This is a genomic window from Streptomyces sp. NBC_01260, from assembly GCF_036226405.1.
Taxonomy (GTDB): domain Bacteria; phylum Actinomycetota; class Actinomycetes; order Streptomycetales; family Streptomycetaceae; genus Streptomyces; species Streptomyces laculatispora.
Genome location: NZ_CP108464.1, coordinates 6,638,030 through 6,664,597, shown reverse-complemented (window position 1 = coordinate 6,664,597; position 26,568 = coordinate 6,638,030). Strand labels below are relative to the sequence as shown.

The window sequence follows — 26,568 nt, the reverse complement described above, 5'->3', positions numbered from 1 at the left end:
AGCCGGGCCGGAGGCCGGCTGACGACAGCCGGGCCTCATCCCCCGGTGGTCCGGGTCACCGTGACTCCGCCGCCTCCGTCTCCGCACGGGGCATGTCACCTCCGGTCGCCCGAAGCGGTTTCACGGGTTCCCGCAGCCGCCGGGCCGCGAGCACGGCCACTCCGGCGCCGCAGGCCAGCACCGCGCAGGCGGGCCAGAGCAGCGCGGGCGCGGTGGTGTAGAGGGCGCCGCCCAGGGGCGGTGCCAGCACCTGTCCGCTGATGGAGGCGCCCGCGTACAGGCTCTGGAAGCGGCCCTGGGCATGGGCGGGCGCCTGGTCGGCGACGTAGGCCGTGGCCGGGGTCTTGTAGAGGATCTCGCCCAGGGTCAGCGAGAGCATCATCATGACGGCGAACGGCGCCCCCGCGCCGGGGATCAGCAGCGCGTACCCGGTCCCGACCAGCAGCAGTCCGACGCCCACGATGCCGAGCGGCGCCCGGTCGCGCAGCGCGTGGGCGGCGGGGAGTTCGAGACAGAGGATGACGCCGCCGTTGACGGCGATGAGCCAGCCGTAGAACTGGGTGCCGTGGCCGTGGTCGGCGAGGAAGACGGGAAGGGTCGAGTACTGCTGCCGGTAGACGAGGTCGACGCAGACGATCGCGGCGAGGAGCACCGGTACCGCGGGCCTGGCCCGCAGTTCGCTCCACAGCCCGGGGGCGTCCGGGCCGCGCACGGGCCGGGAGTGCGCGGTGCCCCGGGAGGGGAGGATGCGTGCCGCGTACCCGGCGTACAGCAGGGTGCCGACGCCGTCGATGACGAAGAGCCAGTCGTACGAGAAGCGGGCGGCGATCAGCGCGCCGAGCGGCGGTCCGAGGGCGAAGCCCCCGTTGCCCGCGAAGCGGGTGAGGGCGAAGCTCTGGCGCCGGCCGCCCTCGGGGACGGAGACCGCGACGAGCGCGGAGTTCGCGGCGCGCACCACTCCGCTCGCGTACTCCGCGAGCGGGAGAACGCAGTACAGCGCCGCGAGGGGCAGCAGCGGGAGGGTGACGAGCACGGCCCCGCTCACACAGGCGCCGAGCAGCAGCATCCGGCGGTGCCCGTACCGGTCGCCGAACCAGCCGCCGGTGAAATTGCCCGCGACCAGCCCGGCGCCGCCGATGCCGCTGAGCACCCCGGCCTGGGCGACGGACAGTCCGCGCTGGCCGGTCAGGTAGACGAAGAGATAGACGAAGGTGAAGCTCACCACCCCGTTGAAGAACGCGCCGAGGGCCAGCAGCCGCACCGTGCGCGGCACACCCCGCACCATCCCCATCCCGAACACCCTCCCCAGCGAGTTCCCTTTGGGAACGGACTATGGCAGCATGCTTTCCGCAGGTCAATCCAGTTGAATGGCCGTCCGACGTGACGGAGGAACCCATGCCCCAGCGCACCAGCCTGGCCGACGCCGACTGCGCGATCGCCCAGGCGCTCGATGTGGTCGGAGACTGGTGGACCCTGCTGATCGTGCGGGACACGGCGCGGGGGGTGCACCGTTTCGACGCGCTCCAGCACGAGCTGGGCGTGTCCCGCAAGGTCCTGACGGAGCGGCTGCGGCTGCTGGTCGACGCGGACGTGCTGTCCCGGGAGCCGTACCAGGAGCGGCCCGCCCGGTACGAGTACCGGCTGACCCCGCGCGGCCGCGCCCTGCTGCCGGTGCTGATCGCGCTCCAGGACTGGGGCGACGCCTGGGTGACGGGAGACGGAGCGACCATGGCCACCACACAGGAGTCCTCGCACGAGGCCGCACGGGTGCACGCGCTGGTGGGCACCCGGGTGCCGGAGCTGAGCCTGCCGTTCCACACCGGGGGCGAGCACGACCCGGTCGCCGACACCCCGTACACCGTCCTGTACTTCTTCCCCGGCGCCTACGCCCGCCAGGAGTCCTATCCGCCGGACTGGGCCGGTATCCCCGGCGCGCGGGGCTGCACCCTCGAATCGTGCACCTACCGCGACCAGCTGGCCGAGTTCACCGCGGCGGGCGCGACGGTGCACGGCGTCTCCACCCAGCGCCCGGACGAGCAGCGGGCGTTCGCGGAGGCGGAGCGGCTGCGCTTCCCGCTCCTGTCGGACGCCGGACTGGAACTGACGGCGGCGCTGCGGCTGCCGACGTTCCGGGCGGCGGGCATCAGCCGACTGAAGCGGCTGACGCTGGTGGTGGACCGGGACCGCACGGTCCGCGAGGCGCTGTACCCGATCACCGACATCGAACAGAGCGTGCGGGCGGCGCTGGCGGTGGTCCGGGCCGCGGCGGGAGCGGGAACGGCCGGGGCGGCCGGCTGAAGCAGTGACGGGGAACGCTCGCCGGGCGTGAAAGGCGTGCCCCGTTGATGTGGGCGGACCGTGGCGACGCGATCGTTGATCGGATGGAGACAGTGCTGTGCGAGCCGGTATGAGCGGAGTGAAGAACTTCCGGGACGCGGGTGGTGTGGGGCCCCTCCGGCGGGGCGTGCTCTACCGCTCCGGCGCGCTGCACGAGTTGTCGGCGCAGGACGCGCGGTCTCTGGCCGGTCTCGGTGTGCGCACTGTCGTGGACCTGCGGAGCACCCCTGAGGTCGCGGCCAGGCCTGACGCGCTTCACGGCCTCGGCTTCGAGCTCCTGCATGCCCCGGTGTTCGCCGAGCAGGCCTGGCCGGACGACCAGTTGGAGCTGTATCCGTCCATGGCCGAGCACGCCGGGCGGTCCGTGGTTGCGGTCGTCCGTCGTCTCCTCGCGGCCGACGGTCCGCCCGTTCTGGTCCACTGTGCCTCGGGGAAAGACCGTACCGGCGTCGTGGTCGCGGTTCTCCAGACGTTGCTGGGGGCGTCCGAAGCCGAGGTCACCCAGGACTTCCTGCGCTCGAACGCGGAGTTGAGCCTGACCGGCCCGGTGTCGTCGTCCGGATCGGCTCACGGCACCCGGTCGGTCGCTGCCACCCATCTCCGGAGAGCCCTGGTCTGGATCCGCAGCCACCATGGCTCCGTCCCCGGCTATCTCGTCGCGCACGGCGCCGAGGAGTCGGAACTCAGGGCACTGTTCCGACTGGCGGCAAGGACGTCGGGGTGACGGACGCCGACGCCGGTCGGGGTGACGCACAGCCCCGCCTTGCTCTTCCGGGCCCTGTGCCGGACCCCGGCGCTCTTGTGGTCAGGCGGGGACGGCAAGCCTCCCGCCCGGCCGCTGCCGACAGCAGCGCCCGTCGGCAGCGCACCGCCCCGGCCGCGTCCGCTCAGCCGACGATCCGACCCAGCATCTCCCGTGCGTACGCCTCGTCGTAGACCCCGCCGGTGAGCAGGACCTGGAGGCAGATTCCGTCCATCAGCGCGACCAGTGCCCGCGCGGTGGCCGGACCGGTGCGTGCCGCGAGGAGCCCGGCCGTGTCGTCGGTCCACTCGGCGGCGACCGGCCGCAGCGCGGGCCTGCGCAGGGCGGCGAGGTAGAGCTCGTACTCCAGCTCCGCCCGGCCGCGGCCACCACCGAAGAACTCCCCCAGCAGCCGGGCGAGTTCGGCCGCGAGGTCGGCGGCCGGGTCGGCGAGGGCCGGGCTCTCGCGCATGAGCCCGGCGAAGTTCTCGTTCGACCGGCGGAGCGCGGCGGTCAGCAGCTCGTCCAGTGAGGCGAAGTGATACGTCGTCGAACCGAGCGGCACATCGGCCTCGGCGGCGACGGAGCGGTGGCTGAGCCCGGCGATGCCCTTGGCACCGACCACCCGGATCGCCGCGTCGATGATCCGGGCGCGCCGCTCGGGGTCGTACCGCCGCGCCATCAGTGCGCACCGCCCAGGTTGAGCACCACCACACCGGCGATGACCAGCACGATGCCCGCGACCTTGACCAGGTTGCCGGACTCCCCCATGAACAGCATCCCGATGACGGCGACGGCGGCGGTGCCGATCCCGGCCCAGATCGCGTAGGCGGTGCCCATCGACATGGTCTTGAGGGTCTGGGCGAGCAGCGAGAAGGCGAGCAGATAGCCGACGACGGTGATGAGCGAGGGCCAGAGCCGGGTGAACCCCTCGCTGTACTTCATGGCGGTCGTCCCGGCCACCTCCGCCGCGATGGCCGCGGCCAGCAGTCCATATCCCATGTGTACGAGTGTACGCATCGATGGCAGCGAAGGCCCGGGGTCACCCGGGCACCGGGGGCGCTACCGTGGTCCGTCCATGTACATGATCGGCTGACAGACGGAGCAGAAGTGGCGCAGGACGCAGGGTGGGGCGGCGGGCCGTACGGAGGCGCGCCGTACGGGGGGCCTCCCGGAGGGCCGCCCGGTTGGGGCGGCTGGGGCGGCGGCTGGATGCCGCCCAAGCCCGGGGTGATACCCCTGGGGCCGCTGAGGCTCGGGGACATATTCAACGGCGCGTTCTCCACCGTGGGCCGTCACGGCAAGCAGCTGTTCGGCATCGGCGCGGCCGTGTACGGCGGGGCGTTGGCCGTGGTCGTGGCGGCGCTCGCGATCGGTTACTCCGCGACCTCGGGCCATCTGGACCGGATGTTCTCGCTCGGCTCCGACGAGGACCCCAGGACCGATGACTGGGTACCGGTGGTGATCGCCCTCTGCTCGATCGCGCTGGTGTGCCTGATCGCGGCCGTGCTCTCCACGGCCCTGATGTACGCGGCCGTACCCGCGGTCCTCCAGGAAGCGGTGCTGGGCCGGCCGACCACCTTCTCCGCGGTCTGGCGCCGGGCCTGGGCACGGGTGCCCGCCGTGATCGGAACGGTCTTCCTGACCTGGGCGATCGCGATGATCCCGCTCCTGCTCGCCTGGGCCGGGATCATCGCCCTCATGATCGGCGCGATCGCCATGGACGGCGGCGCCTCGATCGCGCTGGTCGTCATCGGCATCGTCGGCGCCATGGTGACGGCACCGCTGGCGGTCTGGCTCTGGGTGAAGTTCAGCCTGGCGCCCTCGGCCGTGGTCTTCGAGAACCAGGGCCCCATCGCGGCGATGCGCCGCTCGTCCGCGCTGGTGCGCGGCGACTGGTGGCGGATCTTCGGGATCAGCCTGCTGGCAGGCGCCATCGCGGGGGTCGCGAGCTATCTGATCCAGCTGCCGTTCTCGTTCATCGGCATGTTCTCGGGCATGCTCGGCTCGGCGAACCTGGGCGACGACCCGAACCCGGCCTCGATCATCGTCGCCATGAGCGGCTATCTGGTGGTCATGATGATCGGTCAGCTGGTCAGCCAGCTGATCGTGGCCACCTTCCCGCCGCTGGTGACCGGACTGCTGTACGTGGACCGCCGCATCCGCACCGAGAACCTGGGCCCGGTCCTCGCCGAGGCCGCCGCGGTACCGCCGCAGTACACGGGCTGAGGCCTTCTCCCACCGGGCAGGCACCGGGGTTCAGGCCCCGCAGGGGCGTCCTCGCGTCCGCAGCCTCCGGCCGACACGACCCGAACCCGGAACACGTCCCGGGGCTCGACGCAAAGCGCCCGCCCCTTCCGGTCGTGCCGGGGGGGCGGGCGCTTTGCGCGGGGGCTCAGCCCTGGAGCTTCATTCCCTTGGGGGAGCTGAGGCCCTTTTCGGGGTGGGCACGGAACGTCGCCGTCCATGCTGTGGGCGGGCAGGAGGTGCCATTGGGGTGCTGCTCCGTCAGCTTGGCCCGGGTGCTGTCCTCGACGACCGTGTCACCGCTCTTCGCGGAGGTAACGGTGAGCCGTACCGGCACGGTGGTCGCGCCCACGTCGTCGGGGAGCCGGACCGTCAGCGAGGTGAACGGGTCATCGGGGTTGCCCGATGCCTTCTCCTCGCAGCTGTCGTCCACGCACAGCCGGATCTTCACCTCATCCCGGCCGCCGAAGTCGGCGGGCCGCCACACAGCGGACACCTGCGAGTCCGCGTCGGCCTGCCGGCAGGGTGTGTCCTGGCCGAAGACCGAGCATCCGGTCAGGGCCACCACCAGCAGTGGGGCGAGAAGGGCACGGCGCATATCAATACCTCGCTACTGTGCCGGGGAAGGCGCTGTTGGCCAGCCCGATATCGGTGAAGTACAGCCAGCACGGGTCGAAGAAACCGCCACTGTTGTCGCCGCCGCCACCCCCGCCGCCGGAAATGATGCCCTTGGCGAAGGCGCGTCCGCTGCCATCGACGGTGTACACCGGGCCGCCTGAGTCACCGTTGATGGTGCAGGAGCCGGACGTCTTCTTGGCCACGACCATGTTCTTGGCCGTCGTACCCCCCGAGTAGTGGACGGTCACCTGCGTGTCGGTCACCTTCCAGCCGCACTTCTCGCCGGTCATCATGCCGCCCGTGCAGACCTTGTCACCGCTCTGCGCCCAGCGCCGCCAGTAGTCGTGGACGGGGCGCGACGAGCTGGACGTCTTGCCGCCCTTGTATATCCGGGCCGACGCGGAGCTGTCGCTGTTGACCCGGTACAGCGACAGGTCACCCGCGTAGTAGCTCTGGCCGGAGAGCTTCACCGAGCCGTACCCGTTCTTCCAGTTGTCCCGCACGACGGGACCGATGTAGTCGCTTTGGCTGGGGTTGAGGACGGCACCGTTGCCGGTGGTGCAGTGGCCTGCGGTCACCATGTACCAATTGCCGTTGTACCTCCAGGGGAAGCCCGCCGTGCACCACGACGCCGAGCTGACGGTCAGCTGCGAGTAGAAACGTGCCCCGCCGTAGTAGGGCGAGGTGTCGTTGTAACGGGTCGCCTGGGGCTCCAGTGCGTCGACGCCGGGGGCGACCTGCACGGCCACGGTGTCGGTACCGTACCGGTCGCCCAGGGCCATGACCAGCGCCGGGGTGGCCGCCTCGGTCCTGACGACGACACGGTTGTTCGCGGCGTCCACGGACGCCACGCGCAGCCCGCTCACGCCGGGCAGTTCCGCTTCCGGCAACTGCAGGACCTCGTCGCGCACGGACTCCAGCGCGGTGACACTGTGTTCCACCACCTCGGCGCGCGGGGCAACCTCCTCGGTGACGGTCGGCCCGGCGGGCGCGGGAGTCGTCTCCGTGGTGTCCTGCGGCATCTCGAACGACTCCTCGCCGGTGGACTCCTCGGCCCCGTCGGCGGGTGGCGCCGGAGTCTCCGTCTCGGTGGTCTCGGTGTCGGGCTTGGTGCCGTCCTCCGTGTCAGCGGCGGGCATTCCGCTGCCCTCGTCGGCCGGGGCCTGCGTCACCTGGATCGGTGCGGACGCCTCGTCGGCCGAGGCCGCCTGCACCACCGGCGCGACCAGATCACCCGTGGCCGGGTCGACGTAGGGCGGGGCAAAGGTGTCGGGGCTGTTCGCCGCGCGCGTCTCGGCCTGCTCCAGGGCGTAGGCCTTGGCCGGCTGCGACTCCTGCATGCCGTCGTCCGATCCGCCCTCGATGACCTCGACCCTGTCGACGATCACCGAGACCGGTTCGGCCTCCGGCGGGCCGTACGGTCCGCCGAAGCGGGCGCCGATCTGCCGACCGCCGCTGCCGGACAGGGACGAGGTGTCCCACAGCAGCTTTGGCGCCGAGCCGCCGGCGAGTGGCACCGGCCAGGTCACGGCGGTGCCGTCGGCGCGAGTGACCTGGGAGGCCGGGATGACCTGCCACGGGTCGGCGGACGAGGACCGCTGCAGGAACGTGACCTCCGTCAGCGAGGCCGGCGCTCCGACCGCGAGGTCGGCCGAGCCGACGAGCACCTCGCCGTTGGCGGGTGCGGTGACGGCCGCCTGTCCCACGTGGAAGGCGCGCTTGGCCGCGGCCGATACGTTGCCGGCCCGGTCGGTCGCGGTGACGACGAGCTGGTGGCTGCCCTCGGTGGCCGGGGTGACCGGCAGCGCCACCGGGCCGCCGCTGGTGGTGACGCTCTGCGCGGAGCCGCCGTCGATCCGGTACGTCAGGATGCGGGTGTCGGCGCCGTCCGGCGTCAGCGTGAACGCCCCGGTCACCTGTGCGCCGCCCGCCCAGGCGTCCGACGGGTAGGCCGTCGAGACCACGGCAGGGGCGCCGGGCGCGGTGGTGTCGACGGTGAAGCGGTAGTGCGAGGTGGCCCCGGCCACGCCGTTGCCGTCGATGCCGCGCACATGCAGGTACCAGGTGCCCTCGGCACGGGTCGTCGTGTACGCGGTACCGGTCGTCTCCGACGTGCTGTCCGGCACGGTGTCGCTGGTGGCGTCAACGACGATGCTGTACCCGGCGGAGGCGCCGGAGGGCGCGGTCCAGGCCGCCTGGAAGGAGCCGCTCCTGTACGCGCCCGTCTGGTCGGGATGCGTGGAGGAGCTGATCACCGGGCTCGGCGGCAGCGTCGTGTCGACCCGGAACGGCAGGTGCGCGGCGCTGGACGACCAGTTGCCCGCCTGGTCCTTGGCCCGCACGTGCACGTACCAGGTACCGTCCGCGTCGACGGTCGTGGTGAACTTCGTCGTCGCCTGCACGGTGCCGCTGCCGGCCGGCAGGGTGTCCGCAACGCGGTCCACGCTGACGGCGTAACCGGCGACGCCGGACAGGTCGGTGGGCGCCGACCAGCCGAACGACGCGGTGCGCCCGGCGTACGCGCTGGTCGTCACCGGGTGCGTGGAGGAGACCAGGCCGCCGGGCGCGCCCGGGGCGGTGGCGTCCACGTTGAAGCCACGGTGCTGGGTCGTGGACCACAGTCCCGCCTTGTCCTTGGCGGCCGCGTGCACCCACCAGGTTCCGTCAGCGCGCCCGGACCAGTTCACGGCGGCAGCGGTCTGCGTCACGGTGAATCCGGCGGCCGTCGTCGGATTCTGGTCGAGCTTGACGGCGTATCCGCTCACGCCGGAGGCGTCGGTCGCGGCAAGCGCGCCCGAAAAGGTGGTGGCGCTGTACCAGGCCGACGCCGAGGGGTGGCTGGTGGAGGTGATGGCGGGGGTGGACGGGACGGTGGTGTCGACGGTGAACGTCTGCCACCCCGACCAGGCCCCGGCGTCAGTGCCGTCGGACGCCCTGGCCCGCCACTTGTAGCCGCCCGACGCCAGGGTGCCGGCCGTGTGGGTCGCCACCGCTCCGGAGGCCACGGAGGCGGACGTGCCGGACTGCAGGGCCGCGGTGCCGTTCGCCGCCCAGACCTCGAAGGTCAGGGTGAGCTGCTGGGCGTCGGCGTCGGTGGCCTTCGCGGACAGTGTGGGCGTGGTGTCCGAGGTGTAGGTACCCGACAGCGGGGAGACGGCCGCCGCGGTTGCGGGCTTGGAGTTGTAGGTGACCGTCAGGGAGGGCTCGTAGGCGGCGTTGTGCGAGCCGTCCGTCTGATTCGCCGAATAGTAGCGGCGCCAGGTCAGGGGGTCCGTCTCATCGACGGCCGCGATCCGCACCCCCTCGTTGGGCTGGCCGTCGGCCCAGGCCTGGACGATCCCGTCGATGTCCCAGGAGACGTGCCCCGCCGGACAGCCGGCGTTGTACCCCTTGGCCGCCATGGAGGTCACGGCGCCGGTCGTGGTCGTCGTGGGCTGCTCGGCCCAGGTGATGGCCGAGGGGTCCCAGGCCGAGGTGATACGGCGTACCTGGTTGCCGGAGTTGGTGGTGCCGCACGTGGACGAGTAGTACGAGTACAGGCGCAGGTCGGTGTCGAGGACGTGCTTGCCGGCGTACTTCGCCGCGTCGAACTTCAGGTACGAGCGGGCCTTCTCGGTGCCGTTGTAGGTACCGGCCTTCAGTTCGGTCGAGCCGCGCTGCGAGGTGAGGTAGTCGTCGTACTGAACCCAGGTGTCGGTCACGGGGCCGAGCAGGGAGTCGGTCGGGTCGATGGTGACCGGGTACCGCAGATCGGGGTCGGCGAGGAACTTCGGGTCGGGTTCCAGAACCAAGACCTGGCCGCCGGTGTCCGCGTCCCGCTCGATCGTGACGTCGATGGCCGCGATGTCCTCGGGCTCACCGGAGGCGGGATCTTCGTCCGCGCCCCACATAACCGGCAGCGGCGCGGTGGCCACCGTACGGCCGCTGCTGTCGTTCCAGCGAAGGCGTTCGTCGGCGGTCTCATGCAGGGTGAGGCCGTCGGTCGAGACGGGCAGTCGGTAACTGACCGGGCCGTCGGGGCGCTCGTGCAGGACGACGGAGTGGGAGAAGCCCTCCTTGAGGGCGGTCACCACGAGGTCGCCGCCCTCGACAGCACCGGGGTAGACGGCGGATGAACCGTCCAGGCGGGGCTCGGGCAGCTTGCCGGGCCAGTCGAGCCCGAGGGTGTGGCCGCCGCGGGTGACCTCGGCCAGCGGTTCGCCCGTACCGCCGCCGGAGAAGGTGATATCGGCGGCAGCGGCCTTCGGCCTCACCACGCCGTCCTCCGCCACGAGGGTGGTGTCGACGGGCCGCCAGCTGCCGTTGGGCTGCTTGACCCGGATCGGGCCGGTGTAGGCCTCGACGGTGGTGGTGCCGTCGGCGTTGGCCCAGGTGGTGGTCGAATCGGTGCGCTCGGAGACTATCTCGCTCCGGGCGCCGTTCGTCCGCTGCTCCGCAGGCGCTTCGGCCGCCGGATCGGCATCCTCGGCGAACGCGAGCTCGTTGAGCAGGGGCAGCGGGGCGCACACGAGAGCGGCCAACAAGCCTGCCGCCAGGGCTAGTCGTCTCAAGCGTCTTCGTCGGCCGGGGGCCGGGGTGAGCTGCGCGGATTGATGCACAGGGAATCCCTCAAGTTGATGATGGTCGAAGGACGGCTGATCCTAGGTCTCCACATGTCATGCCCACAAAGGGAATATGTCGCTCCGGTGCTGGCGAACTGCATGTGCCGGATCTCGTGGCCCCCTGGTCCATCTCCCCTGCCCTGGTCGGCCCTTGGGACCATGGTCATGAGTCAACGATCCACATGTGACGATCTTTGGGTGGGTCTCGCCGGGGTGAGGCCGCGAGGTGGCTGAAATGCCTCCGCCCCGGGGGATACGGCCTCGCTCCGCCGCGGAGCTGACGCGGTGCGAGCAGGCCGCGCTCGACTTCATCGCCGACGACCTCCGTCTCGACCTCGCACCGGGCCTGCACGCCGCCTCACCGGACTCCCGCCTGCTCGCGCTGGAGGACCTGTACCCGCGCACCGAACTGGCCGGACTGCTGCACCGCGACGGCCACACCCCGGCCCTGGACGCCGAACTGACCGCCTTCGCTTCCTCGATGGGCGAGCCGGCCGCCGCATCCGCCGGCCGCGCCGCGCTGTTCAACGCCCGCCGCACGGCACTGGGCACCGGCGCCGGCCAGCTGGGCGACCGGGAACACGCCTGCACCGGCCTCTGGCGGAACGGGCTCGCCCGGGCCGCCGCCTTCGGCGTCCCGCTGCCCACCGCAGCGGAGCGCGATCTGGAAGCGGCCGTGGCCGAACTGGCAGATCCCGGCCCGTTCCTGGCCCTGACCAACGGCGACACCGAGTCACACAACGTCCTGACCGGACCGAGCGGCGGCGGCCGGCTGATCGACTTCGAGAGGGCGGGCTTCCGCCATGCCCTCACCGCCGCGACCGGCTTCGCGGTCCCCGGCCCGAACTGGTCGGCGGTATCGGGGCCGGGCCAGGTCGAGGCATTCCGCCGGGCCCTTGCCCGGACGGTCCCCCGAGGCCGAGGACGACCAGCGTTTCGGCTTCGGCCTGGCCTCGGCTTCCATGGTCTGGGTGATGACGCGCGCCGACCGTCTCACGTCGCTGGACGCACGCGGCCCCGGCAACGACTTCCGCACCCAGATGGTGGCCCTGCTGGAATCCGGAGCCCGCACCGCCGAGGCGCACCGGATACTCCCCCACCTGGCGGCCTGGTGCCGGTCCACGGCGGCCCTGTTGCGTCGCCGCTGGCCCGGCACCGACATCGACACCGCCGCCATCGCCCCCTGCACCGGGCGTGAGCGGTAGGGCGGAGAGCCGGGCGGTCACGGATTCCTTCTCCACGCGCAACCCGTCAGCCGCGTCCTCCGCCTCACCATCGACGACGTCACGGACGACGAGACCACCGTCACCATCCGGCTGGGAGACCCGCCGTCTCCGCTGCCGGAGCAAGGTCTACCCCGGTGCCCCGACTCCGTGCAGCAGGGTGTCCACCACACGTGCGGCCAACTGGTCGACGGCGCCGATATCGACGACCTCCCGCCCTTCCTCGGCCGCCTCGTGGATGAGGGCGTAGTAGACCCGGCGGGCCCAGTCCAGGTCGGTGTCCGCGGACAGCAGGCCGGCCTCCTGCGCGCGTCGGAAGAGCTGATCGCACTGGGCCAGGACATCGGCTTGCACGCGCGCCGCCTCGGGGCCGGACGAAGCGGTCCTGCTCATCGCGAAGCTCCAGCCGATCTTCACCTGAAGGACGTTGGCGGTCACCTGGTGCAGGGCGACCAGCGGCGGGGAGGTGAGTGGGCGGGCGGCCTCCACGGCCTGGTGGAACCGCTCGGTCGCCCAGGCCGCCAGCGCCTCGACCAACGCCTCGCGGGTGGCGAAGCGCCGGTGCACGGTGGTGCGGGCCACCCCGGCCGCCGTTGCGATCTGTTCCATGGTCGCCGCCGGGTCGGCGGCCAGCACGCGTTCGGCCGCCTCCAGGATCGTCCGCACCGTCCGCTCCGCATCGGCGCGCAGCGCGCGCCCTCTCGTCTCCATGGATCAGACAGTACATCGGGGACGCCGATCGCGGACTACTTGCATCATTGATGTTGCATCTACTAGCTTTATGGCGTCACTGAAGTCGCTATTGATTGATTTCCACGACAGGAGTGCCTCCATGGATCTGCAGCTCACGAACACCACCGCCGTGGTCACCGGCGCAAGCCGCGGCATCGGACTGGCCACCGTCCAGGCGCTCACCGCCGAAGGCGTTCGGGTGGTAGCCGCCTCCCGCACCATCACCCCGGAGCTGAAGGAGACCGGCGCCCTGGCCCTGCCGATGGACCTGCTGGCCCCCGACGCCCCTGCCCAGCTGATCGACCGCGCCATCACCGAGTTCGGCGACCTCGACCTGCTCGTCAACAACGTCGGCGGCGGCGACAGCGGAGAGGGCCAAACCGGCGGCTTCCTCTCCTTCACCGACCAGCAGTGGCAGCAGTCCCTCGACCTGAACTTCCTGGCCGCCGTGCGGACCAGCCGGGCGGCGCTGCCCAGCCTGCTGCGCCGCCGCGGGGCGCTGGTCAACGTCTCCTCCAACAGCGCCCGGATGCCGCATGCCGGGCCCGTCCCCTACACCACCGCGAAGGCCGCGCTGACTGCCTTCGGCAAGGCGCTGGCGGAGGAGTTCGGACCGCAGGGCGTGCGCGTCAACACCATCTCGCCGGGCGCGGTGCGTACCGCGATGTGGGAGAGCCCGGACGGCTACGGCGCGGAGCTGGCCCGTTCCATGGGGGTCACCCAGGAGCAGCTGCTGGCTCAGCTCCCGGCCGCGATGGGCATGACCACCGGCCGCATGCTGGAACCGTCCGAGGTCGCTGCGGCCATCGCCTACCTCGCCTCACCGCTGGCGGCCAGCGTGTCCGGCACAGACCTGCTGATTGACGGCGGATCCGTCAAGACCGTCTGACACACCGTCCAGGACGCGGCCCGGCCCGCGGCTTCCCAGCTCAAGCCGGCCGCTTCAGGGGGTCCGGGACCGGTTACTGCACCCCGTGCGGCCGGAACTGGATGCTGATACGCCCTCCAGCCGACCGGGCCGACTTGGGGATGGCGTGCTCCCAGGTCCGCTGGCACGAGCCGCCCATCACGATCAGGTCGCCGTGTCCCAGCGGGCGGCGGACGGTCCCGCCGCCGTGACGCGGGCGGAGCAGCAGGTCGCGGGGGGTGCCGACGGAGAGGATGGCGACCATCGTGTCCTCACGGGCACCCCGTCCGATGCGGTCGCCGTGCCAGGCCACACTGTCGCGCCCGTCGCGGTAGTGGCACAGGCCGGCCGTCGTGAACTCCTCCCCGAGCTCGGCGGCGTAGTGCGCGCTCAGGGCCCGGCGCGCCTCGTCGAGAACGGGGTGCGGCAGCGGTTCGCCGGCCCGGTAGAAGGCGAGCAGCCGGGGCACGTCCACGACCCTCTCGTACATCTGCCGGCGCTCCGCCTTCCACGGGACGTCCGCGGCCAGCCGTTCGAACAGGACTCCGGCGCCGCTGAGCCAGCCCGGCAGCAGGTCGATCCAGGCCCCGTCACCGAGGACCGTCCGGTGGATCCCGCCCAGCGGGCCCAGGCGCACGTCGTCGCTCTGGTCGAAGAGTGATCCCTGGAGCTGGTGCGTTGCCATGTGTCCAGCGTACGTGAATCGAACAGGTGCGCTAATAATCGGCACGGCCGGTCGGATGGTGAACCGCGAGACCCGCCTCGGTCCGTAAAGGCACCCCCGGCAAGGGATCGCCCGGCAATCGGCCCCACCGGGCGGTCAGGCGGTGCCGCACACTCCGGCCTTGACTCCCGCCATGAAACAAGAGAACGAACCGGCGGGAAGGTTCAGCACCGGACCGGTCGGGTGCCGGGAGTCACGGACGGGGACTGTGCCGCGCGAAACAGTCAGGACGGCTGGACTTCGTCGAAGAGAGCGAGGGCTGCAGCGGGGTCCGGGCTCACGAGGCGTTCCAGACCGGCCGCCGTGATCTTCGCCCACCTGCCGGCCCGCGCCCACATCTGCTCCTCGAAGACGCGGACGGCCTCGTCCAGATCTCCGGGGCCGGAGGCGGCTGCGACGGACTCGGCGAGTTCGGCGCCTTCCAGCATCGCGAGATTCGCACCCGCCCCCAGCGGGGGCATCAGGTGGGCGGCGTCGCCCAGCAGCGTCACGCCGGGGACATGGGCCCAGGTGTGGGACACGGGCAGGACGTGGAGGGGGCGGTGGACGAAAGCGGTGCCGTGGCGCAGGAGGCCGAGGACGGGGGCGGCCCAGCCGTCGAACAGAGCCAGCAGGCTTGACCGCACGGCCTCGACGTCGGCCAGGTCCAGGTTCGTGTGCCAGTCCAGCGGCGCGCGGAACTGGGCGTACACCTTGACGTGGCCGCCGCTGCCGCGCTGGGCGACGAGGGCGCGGTTCACGCCGTACACAGCCACGGAACCGTCGCCGATCAACCCGGCAAGGTCAGGGTGGCGGGCGTCGATGTCGTCGAGGGAGCTCTCGACCAAGGTGACGCCGGTGTAGTGCGGCGTCACGGACGAGACTGCCGGGCGGACCCGGGACCAGGCGCCGTCCGCACCGATCACCAGGTCGAACGTCTCCTGTCGCCCGTCCGCGCATCGGACCAGCACGCCGTCCCGGGCCTCCGGCACCACCTCCGTCACACCCCGCCCCCACTGCACGTCCAGGGGGCCGAGCAGCAGGTCACGGAGTTGTCCGCGGTCGATCTCGGGATTGGCCCGGTCACCCGGACGGGGCTGCCAGTCGCGCAGGACGGTCCCGTCCGCGTCCAGGATGCGCATGGCCTGCCCCTCGGGACGGGACAGCGCCTGGAACTCCGCGAGCAGTCCCGCCTTCTCCAGCGCGAGCTGGCCCAGCCCTTCGTGCAGGTCCAGCGCGCCGCCCGGGGGCCGGGCGTCGGGGGCGGCATCGCGCTCGAGGACGGTGACGGGGTGATCATGGCGGTGCAGGACGCGGGCGAGGGTAAGGCCGGCGGGGCCGCTTCCAATCACGGCGATACGCTGTCTCATGTCGATACACCGTACTGCCAGGACGAGGCATCGCAACAGTACGGTGTGACCATGACTGTGTGGGACCGGCCGGAGCCGCCGACTCGCCCCGTGCCGCTCGACCGGGAGCGGATCGTCGCGGCTGCCGTCGCGCTGGCCGACGAGGGCGGGCTGGAGGCGGTGTCGTTGCGCAAGGTCGCCGCCCGGCTGAACGCCGGGCCGATGCGGCTGTACGGATACATCTCCACCAAGGAGGAGCTGTTCGACCTCATGGTGGACGAGGTCAACGCCGAGATTCTCCCCGAGGAGCAGCCCGCTGACTGGCGCGAGGCCCTGCGCGTCCTCGCCCACCGCACCAGGCAGGCCGCTCTCCGCCACGAATGGCTGGCCGACCTCCTCGGCGGCCGCCCGGCCCTGGGCCCGAACGGCCTCGCCCTGGCCGAGACCACGCTGGCCGCCCTCGACGGGCTCGCCGACATCGACACCGTCATGCGCGCCGTGGAGACGGTCAGCGCCTACTTCACCGGCGCGATCAGGCGCGAGATCGCGAACCTGCGGGCCGAGCGCGCCACGGGCCTGTCGAAGCCCGACTGGCAGCGCGCCTCCGGCCCGCACGTGACGAGAATGCTGGCCACGGGCCGCTTCCCGGCGCTGGCCAAGGCCGTGTACGACGGCACGGAGGTGGGCGCCGAGGCGTCCTTCGCGACCGGCCTGGACTGGGTCCTCGACGCCGTGGCCGCCAAACTCACCCGGCCGCCGGCGTGACGCCCGGGATCTCCAGGTGACATCCGTGACACCGCATGACGCCGCCGGACTGCGCATCTGCCCGCTCGGCTGGTTCAGCGGCAAGCTCTGACGCCGGACGGCCTGGGACAAGGAGACGACCGTGCCCGCCGGTCGGGCCGGCGGGCACGCTCGTTCGGGGCGGGAACCGCGGGGGTCGCCGCTACCGTTCAGCCGTTGACGGTGAACCAGGTGGCTCGGGACTTCTTCCACTCGTCGTGGTCGAGGTCCTTGGCCTCCGTGCCGTCCCCGTACAGATCGGCCGAGCCCGCGTCCGTGATCAGCTGGGCACGTGCGCCGGGCGTGTTCAGGTCGGGGACGTCGACGACGGCCTCCCAGCCGCCCGGGTCGGTGGTCGGCAGGTCGAGCCGCTTCTGCGGCGCGTGTCCCGCGATACCGTCCCAGGAGTAGAGGGCGTACGGGTCGGAGTTGTCGTCCGCAGCCCAGGAACCGGCCACGATCAGGTACTGGTCGGCGGAGTTCTTGCGGATGTCGCGGATGCTGAGCCCGCCGAGGTCCAGCTCGACGGGGGTGCCGATCGACGCCTTCGCCCCGGAGCCGGCCACCTTGTCGAAGTTGGTGACGGGCACGAGCAGCGCCTTGCCGCCCCCCTTCGGCGGGACGAGCGGGGCGCGGAAGCCGAGGTAGGCGGTGGTCGTCGAGCCGGGTGCGAACTCCAGGCCCTCGATGTTGAACCCGTCGATCTGCTTGGGCGCTTCGCCGTCCGCCGTCCCCGCGGCGAAGCCGTAGCGGTTGCCGTTGGCCTTGTCCCAGGCGACGAGGTCGTCGCGGAGCTTCTTGTACTTCCCGCCGACGGTCAGCTGGGTGGCGGCGCCGGAGCCGCTCACCGTCGTGGTGAAGACGGTGTTGCGGTCGGACTTGTACTCGCCGTCCTTGTTGTTGCCCAGCGAACCGGTCCAGTAGATCGTGTTCCCGACCCGGGCCGCGCCCTCGATGTCGATCTCCTTGGACACCCCGAGCTTCGAGGCGACGTCCCACGTGCGGACGGGGGCGCCGGAGACCGAACTGTCATACAGGCGCAGGGTGTTGGTCTCGTCGTCCGCCACCACCACGTAGCCGCCACCGACGTCGACGGCGGCCGAGGCGTCCGAGGAGCCTGTGAGGTAGCGGGTGTCGGCGGCGTTCTGCACGGCGGCGGACGCCGCGTAGTGCAGCGACTTGGTGGCGGTCTTCCCGCCGAGGCCGGTGACCTTGATCGTGAGGTCGGTGTAGCCCCGGGCGTGGGCGGCGACCCGGAGCTGCCGGGTGGCGCCCGTCCCGGTCACGGTCACATCGCCGGTCGCGGCGACGGACGACTTGGAGCTGGCGGACGCCGCCACACCGAGCGCGGACACATCGGCTCCGCTCTGCCCGACGGTGACCGTCACCACCGGGTCGGCACTCGCGCCGACGGCGCCGGAGAGATAACCGGCCGACAGCGTGATCGTCGGCGTCCCGTAGCTCGCGGCGTGCGCGGGTGCGCCGAGACCGAGGGCCGCCAGCGCCAGGGCACCTCCCGCGGCGGCGACGGTCCGGCGGTGAGGGAGGACAAGCTGATGCAGCACGGTGTACCTCTCGTCGGCGTGGTGTCGCAAAGCAGGTTCCGATTCTCGTGCCAACGGCGGGCGGACGCCGGGGATACGGGGGACGAACAACACAGAACGGCCCCCGGCTGGTGCCGGGGGCCGTTCACATGTGCGTCGGACGCACACTCACACGGTGTCGCTCAGACGTTGAAGCCCAGCGCGCGCAGCTGCTCGCGGCCGTCGTCCGTGATCTTGTCCGGGCCCCACGGCGGCATCCAGACCCAGTTGATCCGCAGCTCGTTGACGATGCCGTCGGTGGCGGACTTCGCCTGGTCCTCGATGACATCGGTCAGCGGGCAGGCCGCCGACGTCAGGGTCATGTCGAGGGTGGCGATGTTGGCGTCGTCCACATGGATGCCGTAGATCAGGCCCAGGTTGACGACGTCGATGCCCAGCTCGGGGTCGACGACGTCGTACAGCGCCTCGCGGACCTCCTCCTCGGAGGCCGGCTTGGTGGTGAGAGTCTCGTTGTCGCTCATGCCGTCTTCCCTTCGGACAGCGCCTTCGCCGTCGCGTCTTTCCACGCCATCCAGCTCAGCAGCGCGCATTTGACCCGGGCCGGGTACTTGGAGACACCGGCGAACGCGACCGCGTCCTCCAGCACCTCCTCCATCGCATCGTCCGGCTCCAGCTGTCCCTTGGACTGCATCAGCTCCAGGAACGCGGTCTGGATCTTCTGGGCCTCGCCCAGTTCCTTGCCGACCAGCAGCTCGTGCAGCACGGAGGCGCTGGCCTGGCTGATGGAGCAGCCCTGACCCTCGTAACTCACATCGGCGATGGTCTCGCCGTCGTACCGCACGCGCAGCGTGATCTCGTCACCGCACGTCGGATTGACGTGATGCACCTCGGCGTCGCCGTCCCGCAGGCCGCGCCCTTGGGGGTGCTTGTAGTGGTCCAGGATCACTTCCTGGTACATGGAATCAAGCTTCACCAGTCAACCCTCGCCGCTGTCTAACCGAAAAAGTTCCGGACGTGTTCCAGACCGTCCACCAGGGCGTCGACCTCGGCGGGCGTGGAGTACAGATAGAACGACGCTCGCGTCGTCGCAGGAATTCCGTACCGCAGGCAGACCGGCCGTGCGCAGTGGTGTCCGACCCGGACGGCGATGCCCTGCTCGTCGAGTACCTGGCCCACATCGTGCGGGTGGATGTCGCCGAGCGTGAACGAGATCGTGGCCCCGCGGTCCTCGGCGGTGGCCGGACCGATGATCCTGAGGTCCGGGACCTCCAGGAGGCGCTTCACCGCGTACTCGGTGATCGCCTGCTCGTGGCGGTGGATGTTCTCCATGCCGATCGCCGAGAGGTAGTCCACGGCCGCGCCGAGGCCGACGGCCTGGGCGATCGGGGGCGTACCGGCCTCGAACTTGTGCGGCGCCGGGGCGTACGTCGACGAGTGCATCGACACGGTCTCGATCATCTCGCCGCCACCGAGGAACGGCGGCAGGTCCTCCAGGAGCTCCTGCCGTCCCCAGAGCACGCCGATGCCGGTCGGTCCGACCATCTTGTGGCCGGTGAAGGCCACGAAGTCGGCCTGCAGCGCCTGCACGTCGAGCACCATGTGCGGGGCCGCCTGCGAGGCGTCTATGCAGACCAGCGCGCCGACTTCCTGGGCGCGCCGGACGATCTGCTCGACCGGGTTGATCGTGCCCATGATGTTCGAGACCAGTGTGAAGGAGACGATCTTCGTCTTCTCGGTGATGATCTCGTTGATGTTGGACAGGTCGAGCCGGCCGTCGTCGGTGATGCCGAACCACTTCAGCTTCGCGCCCGTGCGCTGCGAGAGCAGCTGCCAGGGCACGATGTTGGAGTGGTGCTCCATCTCCGTGGTGACGATCTCGGTCTCGTGGTCGACCCGGTAGGGCTTGTCGGCCCAGCCGAGCATGTTGGCCACGAGGTTGAGCGACTCGGAGGCGTTCTTGGTGAAGATCACCTCGTTGCGGCTGGGCGCGTTGATGAACGCGGCGACCTTGTCACGGGCGCCCTCGTACAGCGCCGTGGCCTCTTCCGCGATCGTGTACACACCGCGGTGCACATTGGCGTTGTGCCGCTCGTAGTACTCGTTGAGGGCATCGAGCACCTGGCGCGGCTTCTGCGAGGTCGCAGCGCTGTCCAGGTACACGATCTTCTTGCCGTCGTGGACCGTGCGGTCCAGGATCGGGAAGTCCTTGCGGATCGCCTCGGTGTCGAGGAGGCCGGAGAGCCCCTGTCGGGCGTCAGTCACGCGGAAGCGCCACCCTTCGTGTAGGCCTCGTAGCCCTCGTTCTCCAGCGTGTCGGCGAGTTCGGCGCCACCGGACGCGGCGATGCGGCCGTTGGCGAAGACATGCACGAAGTCGGGCTTGATGTACTTGAGGATGCGCGTGTAGTGCGTGATCAGCAGGGTGCCGACCTCGCCGGACTCGCGGACCCGGTTGACGCCTTCGGAGACGGTCTTCAGCGCGTCGACGTCCAGACCGGAGTCGGTCTCGTCGAGGACCGCGATCTTCGGCTTGAGGAGCTCCAGCTGAAGGATCTCGTGGCGCTTCTTCTCACCGCCGGAGAAGCCCTCGTTGACGTTGCGCTCGGCGAAGGCGGGGTCCATCTGGAGTTCGGCCATCGCCTCCTTGACCTCCTTCACCCAGGTACGCAGCTTGGGCGCCTCGCCGCGGACGGCGGTGGCGGAGGTGCGCAGGAAGTTGGAGACCGAGACACCGGGGATCTCGACCGGGTACTGCATGGCGAGGAACAGACCGGCGCGGGCGCGCTCGTCGACGGTCATCTCCAGGACGTTCTCGCCGTCCAGGGTCACCGTGCCGCTGGTGATCGTGTACTTGGGGTGGCCTGCGAGGGAGTACGCGAGGGTGGACTTGCCGGACCCGTTGGGGCCCATGATGGCGTGGGTCTCGCCCTGCTTCACGGTCAGGTCGACGCCCTTGAGGATCTCCTTCGTGGCGTTGTCGGCCTCGACGGTGACGTGCAGGTCGTTGATTTCAAGCGTTGCCATGGGTGACTCAGGTCTCCTGGGTGACGGAGACGAGCACATCGTCCCCTTGGATCTTGACGGGGTATACGGGGACGGGGCGCGTCGCGGGAAGGCCGGACGGCTTGCCGGTGCGCAGGTCGAAGCTCGATCCGTGCAGCCAGCACTCGATCATGCAGTCCTCGACCTCGCCCTCGGACAGTGAGACGTTCGCGTGCGAGCAGATGTCGTTGATCGCGAACACCTCGCCCTCGGTGCGGACGACGGACACCGGCGTGCCGTCGAGCTCCACCCGCTTGGGGGTGTCGTCCTCCAGCTCGCTCAGCGCACACACCTTGACGAAGGCCATCAGACCGACGCCTTCAGCTCGGTCTCGATCTTGTCGAGGAGACGGGCTTCGACGTCCGGCAGGCCGATCTGCTGCACCAGCTCGGCGAAGAAGCCGCGCACGACGAGGCGGCGGGCCTCCTCGGCGGGAATCCCGCGGGACTGGAGGTAGAACAGCTGCTCGTCGTCGAAGCGGCCGGTCGCGGAGGCGTGGCCGGCGCCGACGATCTCGCCGGTCTCGATCTCCAGGTTCGGCACCGAGTCGACCCGCGCACCGTCGGTGAGAACCAGGTTGCGGTTCATCTCGTAGGTGTCGGTGCCCTCGGCACTGGCCTGGATCAGGACGTCACCGATCCACACGGCGTGCGCGCCGTCGCCCTGCAGCGCGCCCTTGTAGGCCACGTTGGACTTGCAGTGCGGGGCGTTGTGGTCGACCAGGAGGCGGTGCTCCTGGTGCTGGCCCTTGTCGGTGAAGTACAGGCCGAAGAGCTCGGCCTCGCCGCCGGGGCCCGCGTAGGCGATCCGCGGGTGGATGCGGACGATGTCGCCGCCGAAGGTGACGACGATGGACTTGAAGGAGGCGTCCCGGCCGACCAGCGCGTTGTGCTGGCCGACGTGGACGGCCTTCTCGTCCCAGTCCTGGACGGAGACGACGGTCAGCTTCGCACCGTCGCCCAGGACGTAGTCGACGTTCGCGGCGAGCACCGCGTCACCGGTGTGGTCGATGACGACGACGGCCTCGGCGAAGGCGCCCAGGGCGATGACCTGGTGGCCGTAGGCCACCCCGCCCTCGCCGTGGACCGCGATCCGGATCGGCTCGGTGAGCACGGCTTCCTTGTCGACCGTGACGACGGAGGCCTGCTCGAAGGACGAGTAGGCCTGCGCGGCCACCCGGTCCACCGGCGTACCGGCCTTGCCCAGCCGGGCGTCGTCGCGACCGACGGTCTCGACCGTGACGCCCGAGGGGGCCTCGATCGCGACCTTCACGCCGCCGCCGTTGGCGACGGCCGTGCCGTCGTGCAGGCCGCGCAGCCGCTCCAGCGGCGTGAACCGCCACTCCTCCTCGCGGCCGTGCGGGACCGGGAAGTCCGCGACGTCGAAGGACGGGGGTGCGCTCATGCGCGTGGCGACGGTCGACTCGGCGGCCACCGCGATGGAGCCGGCGGTGGTGGAACCCGCCGGAATGTTCTGAGCCTCAGCCATGGCTGTCGTAGTGCTCGCTTTCTCAGTCAGACAGATGTCGGGGGGATTCGGTCGTCGGTGTACTAGCCGACCGAACCCTCCATCTGCAGCTCGATCAGCCGGTTGAGCTCAAGGGCGTACTCCATCGGGAGCTCCTTCGCGATCGGCTCGACGAAGCCGCGCACGATCATCGCCATCGCCTCGAACTCGGTCATGCCGCGGCTCATCAGGTAGAAGAGCTGGTCCTCGGAGACCTTGGAGACGGTCGCCTCGTGCCCCATCGACACATCGTCCTCGCGGACGTCGACGTAGGGGTAGGTGTCGGAGCGCGAGATCGTGTCGACCAGCAGCGCGTCGCACAGGACGTTGGACTTCGCGCCCGGCGCGCCCTCGCCGATCTCGATCAGACCGCGGTAGGAGGTGCGGCCGCCGCCTCGTGCCACCGACTTGGAGACGATGTTGGACGAGGTGTTCGGGGCCATGTGGACCATCTTGGCGCCGGCGTCCTGGTGCTGGCCCTCGCCCGCGAAGGCGATGGACAGGGTCTCGCCCTTGGCGTGCTCGCCCATCAGGTAGACGGCCGGGTACTTCATGGTGACCTTGGAGCCGATGTTGCCGTCGACCCACTCCATGGTGGCGCCCTCGTAGGCGACGGCGCGCTTGGTCACCAGGTTGTAGACGTTGTTCGACCAGTTCTGGATCGTCGTGTAGCGGCAGCGGCCGCCCTTCTTCACGATGATCTCGACGACCGCGGAGTGCAGCGAGTCCGAGGAGTAGATCGGCGCGGTGCAGCCCTCGACGTAGTGGACGTAGGCGTCCTCGTCGACGATGATCAGCGTCCGCTCGAACTGGCCCATGTTCTCCGTGTTGATACGGAAGTAGGCCTGGAGCGGGATCTCGACGTGCACGCCCTTCGGCACGTAGATGAACGAGCCACCGGACCACACGGCCGAGTTCAGCGAGGCGAACTTGTTGTCACCGACGGGGATGACGGTGCCGAAGTACTCCTTGAAGAGCTCCGGGTGCTCCTTCAGCGCGGTGTCGGTGTCCATGAAGATGACACCCTGCGCCTCCAGCTCCTCGTTGATCTGGTGGTAGACGACCTCGGACTCGTACTGCGCGGCGACACCGGCGACGAGGCGCTGCTTCTCCGCCTCCGGGATACCGAGCTTGTCGTACGTGTTCTTGATGTCCTCGGGCAGGTCCTCCCAGGACTCCGCCTGCTTCTCCGTCGAGCGCACGAAGTACTTGATGTTGTCGAAGTCGATGCCCGACAGGTCCGAGCCCCAGTTCGGCATGGGCTTCTTGCCGAAGAGCTTGAGGCCCTTGAGCCGCAGCTTCAGCATCCACTCGGGCTCGTTCTTCTTGTCCGAGATGTCGCGGACGACAGCCTCGGAGAGGCCGCGCTTGGCCGCCGCGCCTGCCGCGTCGGAGTCGGCCCAGCCGAATTCGTACGTGCCCAGGCCATCGAGCTCAGGATGGGCAGTCTCCGTAGGGAGCGTCATGCGGGGTTCCTCCCGGACTTGCTTGTGGATGCTGAATCAGTGGTCTGTGAGGTGGGGTGGCCGCTGCGCGGGATGTAGGTCGTGCACACCCCGTCGCCGTGGGCGATGGTGGCGAGACGCTGCACATGGGTCCCCAGGAGGCTGGAGAAGATCTCTGTCTCCGCCTCGCACAGCTGCGGGTACTGCTCGGCGACGTGTGCGACCGGGCAGTGGTGCTGGCACAGCTGCTCACCCTGCTGCGGGCCCGGCGCGCTACGCGCCGTAGCAGCGTACCCGTCGGCGGACAAGGCCTTGGCCAGCGCCTCCGTACGGGTCTCGGGATCCGCGTCCTCGATCGCCGCGCGGTAGGCCGCCGACTGGTCGGCGACCCTGGCACGGGCGAACGCCATGACCGCTTCGTCGCCCGAGGTCTCGGCGATCCAGCGCAGGGCGTCCGCGGCGAGCGCGTCGTAGGACTGGTCGAAGGCGTCCCGGCCGCAGTCGGTCAGGGCGAACACCTTGGCCGGACGGCCACGGGTGCGCGCCCCGTACACCCGCTGCTCGCGGGCCTCGACGACATCGTCGGAGACGAGGGCATCGAGCTGGCGGCGGACGGCGGCCTGGGTGAGACCCAGGCGCTTCGCGAGATCGGCGGCGGTGGACGGGCCGTGGTCCAGGACGGAGCGCGCGATCCGGTTGCGCGTCGAACGCTCACCGGTCGCGAGTTCCTCCTGCGGAGCCTCGCCAACGTATTTCACAACGCCATTGTTGCGTAATTCATCCGGCCCTGACAACCACGGTCCGAAACGATCTACCGTGGAATCGATCACTTAGGGTTACCTAATTAAGACCGACCGGCCATGGGGGCGGGTGGAGGAGCGGGACCGGGTGCGTGCGGCCGCGGGGCGGAGGACTGAGCCGGACGGGGTCTCCCCGGCTCGATCGACGCCACGAGCTCGGGGGAGTGCCTGCCCAGCCCCGGGACGGGGACCCGGACGGCGGCTGCCTAGACTTACCGCCCATGAAGAGCGAGCCCGCCCCACCCCCGTCCGGCCCGGCTGTCCAGGTCCGCGGCCTGGTGAAGCGGTACGGCGACAGGACGGCGGTGGACGGCCTCGACCTGTGCATGGGCGCCGGTGCGGTCACCGCGGTCCTCGGCCCCAACGGCGCCGGGAAGACCACCACGATCGAAACCTGCGAGGGGTACCGCCGTCCGGATGAGGGGACGGTCCGGGTCCTCGGCCTCGACCCCGTCACCGACGCGGCGCGGCTGCGCCCCCGGATCGGCGTGATGCTCCAGTCCGGCGGCGTCTACTCCGGCGCACGCGCCGACGAGATGCTCCGCCACATGGCGAAACTCCACGCCCACCCACTGGACGTGGACGCCCTGATCGAGCGCCTGGGCCTGGGCGGCTGCGGCCGCACCACCTACCGGCGGCTCTCCGGCGGCCAGCAGCAGCGGCTCGCCCTCGCGATGGCCGTCGTCGGCCGCCCCGAGCTGGTCTTCCTCGACGAGCCGACCGCGGGCCTGGACCCGCAGGCCCGCCGCTCCACCTGGGACCTCGTACGGGAACTGCGCACCGACGGCGTCTCGGTCGTGCTCACCACCCACTTCATGGACGAGGCCGAGGAGCTCGCCGACGACGTCGCGATCATCGACGCGGGCGGGCTCATCGCCCAGGGCAGCCCGGAGACGCTCTGCCGCGGCGGCGCCGAGAACACCCTGCGTTTCACCGGCCGCCCCGGTCTCGACCTCGGCTCCCTGCTGAAGGCGCTGCCCGACGGTTCGGAGGCGGTCGAGCTCAGCACGGGCGCGTACCGCATCAGCGGCCAGGTCGACCCGCAGCTGCTGGCCACCGTCACCTCCTGGTGCGCGCAGAACGGCGTGATGCCCTCCGGCATCTCCGTCGAGCGCCACACCCTGGAGGACGTCTTCCTGGAACTGACCGGCAAGGAGCTGCGCGCATGAGCGCCGGTACGTACGCCCCCCGGCCGGGCGCCGCCCCGCTGCCCCGCATGATCGCCGCGCAGACCGCGCTGGAGACGCGGATGCTGCTGCGCAACGGCGAGCAGCTGCTGCTGACGGTGGTCATCCCGGCACTGCTGCTGGTCCTGTTCAGCGCGGTCGACATCGTGGACACCGGCTCGGGCGAGTCGGTCGACTTCCTGACCCCCGGCATCCTCGCGCTCGCCGTGATGTCCACGGCCTTCACCGGCCAGGCCATCGCCACCGGCTTCGAACGGCGCTACGGGGTGCTCAAGCGGCTCGGCGCGTCCCCGCTGCCCCGCTGGGCACTGATGACCGCCAAGACCCTGGCCGTGCTGGTCACCGAGGTGCTCCAGGTGGTGCTGCTGACGGTGATCGCCTTCGCGCTGGGCTGGTCGCCGCACGGCAACCCGTTCGCCGTCCTGCTGCTGCTCGTCCTCGGCACGGCCGCGTTCTCCGGGCTCGGCCTGCTGATGGCCGGGACGCTGAAGGCGGAGGCGACCCTCGCCGCCGCCAACCTGGTCTTCCTGCTGCTGCTGGTCGGCGGCGGAGTCATCGTGCCGCTGGACAAGTTCCCGGACGCGGTCCAGTCCGTGCTGGGGCTGCTGCCGATCGCCGCCCTGTCCGACGGCCTGCGGGACGTACTCCAGCACGGTGCGGCGATGCCGTGGGGCGACCTCGGCATCCTGGCCGTCTGGGCGGTGCTGGGCCTGGGCGCGGCGGCACGGTTCTTCCACTGGGAGTGATACCGGGTCCGTGAGCCGCCGGATGCGCTCCGTAGACGTTTCGGGTAACTCGTCCCC

The 26,568-nt window shown here is 70.7% G+C and carries 26 protein-coding genes; 8 read left to right on the top strand and 18 right to left on the bottom strand.

Features of this window, described 5'->3' with window-relative positions; genetic code table 11:
- Positions 1-55: 55 nt before the first annotated feature.
- Positions 56-1,291 (bottom strand): MFS transporter, encoded by a 1,236-nt coding sequence (locus OG322_RS29690; RefSeq protein WP_123469851.1) that lies wholly within the window; start codon positions 1,289-1,291, stop codon positions 56-58.
- Between the two features lie 104 nt (positions 1,292-1,395).
- Between OG322_RS29690 and OG322_RS29685 the strand changes: the two genes are divergently transcribed.
- Together OG322_RS29685 and OG322_RS29680 are read left to right on the top strand one after the other, a co-directional pair.
- Complete coding sequence (locus tag OG322_RS29685; protein ID WP_123469216.1) at positions 1,396-2,298, top strand: winged helix-turn-helix transcriptional regulator; 903 nt, start codon at positions 1,396-1,398, stop codon at positions 2,296-2,298.
- Positions 2,299-2,395: 97 nt separating this feature from the next.
- Entirely contained in the window at positions 2,396-3,061 is a 666-nt protein-coding gene (locus OG322_RS29680; RefSeq protein ID WP_241199926.1) for a tyrosine-protein phosphatase, read from the top strand.
- A 163-nt stretch (positions 3,062-3,224) separates the two neighbouring features.
- On the opposite strand, the gene OG322_RS29675 is transcribed toward OG322_RS29680, so the two are convergent.
- Both OG322_RS29675 and OG322_RS29670 read right to left on the bottom strand, forming a co-directional pair.
- Complete coding sequence (locus tag OG322_RS29675) at positions 3,225-3,761, bottom strand: TetR/AcrR family transcriptional regulator (protein WP_329307225.1); 537 nt, start codon at positions 3,759-3,761, stop codon at positions 3,225-3,227.
- Positions 3,761-4,081: a DMT family transporter gene (locus OG322_RS29670; RefSeq protein ID WP_123469222.1), complete on the bottom strand. Its 321-nt coding sequence runs from the start codon at positions 4,079-4,081 to the stop codon at positions 3,761-3,763. The genes OG322_RS29675 and OG322_RS29670 overlap by 1 nt, the downstream gene beginning before the upstream one ends.
- A 108-nt stretch (positions 4,082-4,189) precedes the next feature.
- On the opposite strand from OG322_RS29670, the gene OG322_RS29665 reads away from it, so the two are divergent.
- Complete coding sequence (locus OG322_RS29665; protein ID WP_329307224.1) at positions 4,190-5,308, top strand: DUF7847 domain-containing protein; 1,119 nt, start codon at positions 4,190-4,192, stop codon at positions 5,306-5,308.
- Between the two features lie 166 nt (positions 5,309-5,474).
- On the opposite strand, the gene OG322_RS29660 is transcribed toward OG322_RS29665, so the two are convergent.
- On the bottom strand, positions 5,475-5,924 hold the full coding sequence (locus OG322_RS29660) for a hypothetical protein (protein WP_123469223.1): 450 nt from the start codon (positions 5,922-5,924) through the stop codon (positions 5,475-5,477).
- Between the two features lies 1 nt (position 5,925).
- On the bottom strand, positions 5,926-10,467 hold the full coding sequence (locus tag OG322_RS29655) for a DNRLRE domain-containing protein (protein WP_329307223.1): 4,542 nt from the start codon (positions 10,465-10,467) through the stop codon (positions 5,926-5,928).
- Positions 10,468-10,780: 313 nt separating this feature from the next.
- Here OG322_RS29655 and OG322_RS29650 point away from each other — a divergent pair, with 313 nt between their 5' ends.
- Positions 10,781-11,743 (top strand): hypothetical protein, encoded by a 963-nt coding sequence (locus OG322_RS29650; RefSeq protein WP_124283794.1) that lies wholly within the window; start codon positions 10,781-10,783, stop codon positions 11,741-11,743.
- Between the two features lie 154 nt (positions 11,744-11,897).
- Here the strand turns inward: OG322_RS29650 and OG322_RS29645 are convergent, their stop codons facing one another.
- A complete protein-coding gene (locus OG322_RS29645; protein ID WP_123469232.1) occupies positions 11,898-12,479 on the bottom strand; it encodes a TetR/AcrR family transcriptional regulator in 582 nt (193 codons plus the stop codon).
- Between the two features lie 121 nt (positions 12,480-12,600).
- On the opposite strand from OG322_RS29645, the gene OG322_RS29640 reads away from it, so the two are divergent.
- Positions 12,601-13,389: an SDR family NAD(P)-dependent oxidoreductase gene (locus tag OG322_RS29640; protein ID WP_266412283.1), complete on the top strand. Its 789-nt coding sequence runs from the start codon at positions 12,601-12,603 to the stop codon at positions 13,387-13,389.
- Positions 13,390-13,462: 73 nt separating this feature from the next.
- Here the strand turns inward: OG322_RS29640 and OG322_RS29635 are convergent, their stop codons facing one another.
- The 3 genes from OG322_RS29635 to OG322_RS29625 form a co-directional block, all read right to left on the bottom strand.
- Positions 13,463-14,092, bottom strand: coding sequence for an alpha-ketoglutarate-dependent dioxygenase AlkB (locus tag OG322_RS29635; RefSeq protein WP_329307222.1), 630 nt, complete (start codon positions 14,090-14,092; stop codon positions 13,463-13,465).
- 135 nt (positions 14,093-14,227) lie between these two features.
- Positions 14,228-14,449 (bottom strand): DUF397 domain-containing protein, encoded by a 222-nt coding sequence (locus tag OG322_RS41670; protein WP_123469238.1) that lies wholly within the window; start codon positions 14,447-14,449, stop codon positions 14,228-14,230.
- A complete protein-coding gene (locus OG322_RS29625; RefSeq protein ID WP_123469241.1) occupies positions 14,356-15,480 on the bottom strand; it encodes an FAD-dependent oxidoreductase in 1,125 nt (374 codons plus the stop codon). The genes OG322_RS41670 and OG322_RS29625 overlap by 94 nt, the downstream gene beginning before the upstream one ends.
- A 51-nt stretch (positions 15,481-15,531) precedes the next feature.
- Between OG322_RS29625 and OG322_RS29620 the strand changes: the two genes are divergently transcribed.
- Entirely contained in the window at positions 15,532-16,224 is a 693-nt protein-coding gene (locus OG322_RS29620) for a TetR/AcrR family transcriptional regulator (RefSeq protein WP_123469855.1), read from the top strand.
- A 188-nt stretch (positions 16,225-16,412) separates the two neighbouring features.
- On the opposite strand, the gene OG322_RS29615 is transcribed toward OG322_RS29620, so the two are convergent.
- From OG322_RS29615 to OG322_RS29575, 9 genes are all read right to left on the bottom strand, one after another.
- Positions 16,413-17,807, bottom strand: a complete 1,395-nt coding sequence (locus OG322_RS29615) for a DUF3616 domain-containing protein (RefSeq protein WP_123469857.1) — start codon at positions 17,805-17,807, stop codon at positions 16,413-16,415.
- A gap of 161 nt (positions 17,808-17,968) precedes the next feature.
- The gene (locus OG322_RS29610) at positions 17,969-18,307 is read right to left on the bottom strand and encodes a metal-sulfur cluster assembly factor (RefSeq protein ID WP_056783575.1); all 339 of its coding nucleotides are present in this window, start codon (positions 18,305-18,307) and stop codon (positions 17,969-17,971) included.
- The gene (sufU, locus tag OG322_RS29605; RefSeq protein ID WP_164494306.1) at positions 18,304-18,759 is read right to left on the bottom strand and encodes a Fe-S cluster assembly sulfur transfer protein SufU; all 456 of its coding nucleotides are present in this window, start codon (positions 18,757-18,759) and stop codon (positions 18,304-18,306) included. Before sufU ends, OG322_RS29610 begins: the two co-directional genes overlap by 4 nt.
- 20 nt (positions 18,760-18,779) lie before the next feature.
- The gene (locus tag OG322_RS29600; protein ID WP_329307221.1) at positions 18,780-20,048 is read right to left on the bottom strand and encodes a cysteine desulfurase; all 1,269 of its coding nucleotides are present in this window, start codon (positions 20,046-20,048) and stop codon (positions 18,780-18,782) included.
- Complete coding sequence (gene sufC, locus OG322_RS29595) at positions 20,045-20,809, bottom strand: Fe-S cluster assembly ATPase SufC (RefSeq protein WP_123469245.1); 765 nt, start codon at positions 20,807-20,809, stop codon at positions 20,045-20,047. The genes OG322_RS29600 and sufC overlap by 4 nt, the downstream gene beginning before the upstream one ends.
- Before the next feature lie 7 nt (positions 20,810-20,816).
- Positions 20,817-21,134, bottom strand: coding sequence for a bifunctional 3-phenylpropionate/cinnamic acid dioxygenase ferredoxin subunit (locus OG322_RS29590; protein ID WP_123469247.1), 318 nt, complete (start codon positions 21,132-21,134; stop codon positions 20,817-20,819).
- On the bottom strand, positions 21,134-22,315 hold the full coding sequence (gene sufD, locus OG322_RS29585) for a Fe-S cluster assembly protein SufD (RefSeq protein ID WP_329307220.1): 1,182 nt from the start codon (positions 22,313-22,315) through the stop codon (positions 21,134-21,136). Before sufD ends, OG322_RS29590 begins: the two co-directional genes overlap by 1 nt.
- Positions 22,316-22,377: 62 nt before the next feature.
- Positions 22,378-23,799, bottom strand: coding sequence for a Fe-S cluster assembly protein SufB (gene sufB, locus OG322_RS29580; protein WP_123469251.1), 1,422 nt, complete (start codon positions 23,797-23,799; stop codon positions 22,378-22,380).
- Entirely contained in the window at positions 23,796-24,536 is a 741-nt protein-coding gene (locus OG322_RS29575; RefSeq protein ID WP_123469253.1) for a helix-turn-helix transcriptional regulator, read from the bottom strand. Before OG322_RS29575 ends, sufB begins: the two co-directional genes overlap by 4 nt.
- 263 nt (positions 24,537-24,799) lie before the next feature.
- On the opposite strand from OG322_RS29575, the gene OG322_RS29570 reads away from it, so the two are divergent.
- Together OG322_RS29570 and OG322_RS29565 are read left to right on the top strand one after the other, a co-directional pair.
- The gene (locus OG322_RS29570; protein WP_329307219.1) at positions 24,800-25,747 is read left to right on the top strand and encodes an ABC transporter ATP-binding protein; all 948 of its coding nucleotides are present in this window, start codon (positions 24,800-24,802) and stop codon (positions 25,745-25,747) included.
- The gene (locus OG322_RS29565) at positions 25,744-26,511 is read left to right on the top strand and encodes an ABC transporter permease (protein ID WP_329307218.1); all 768 of its coding nucleotides are present in this window, start codon (positions 25,744-25,746) and stop codon (positions 26,509-26,511) included. Before OG322_RS29570 ends, OG322_RS29565 begins: the two co-directional genes overlap by 4 nt.
- The last annotated feature ends 57 nt before the right edge of the window (positions 26,512-26,568 follow it).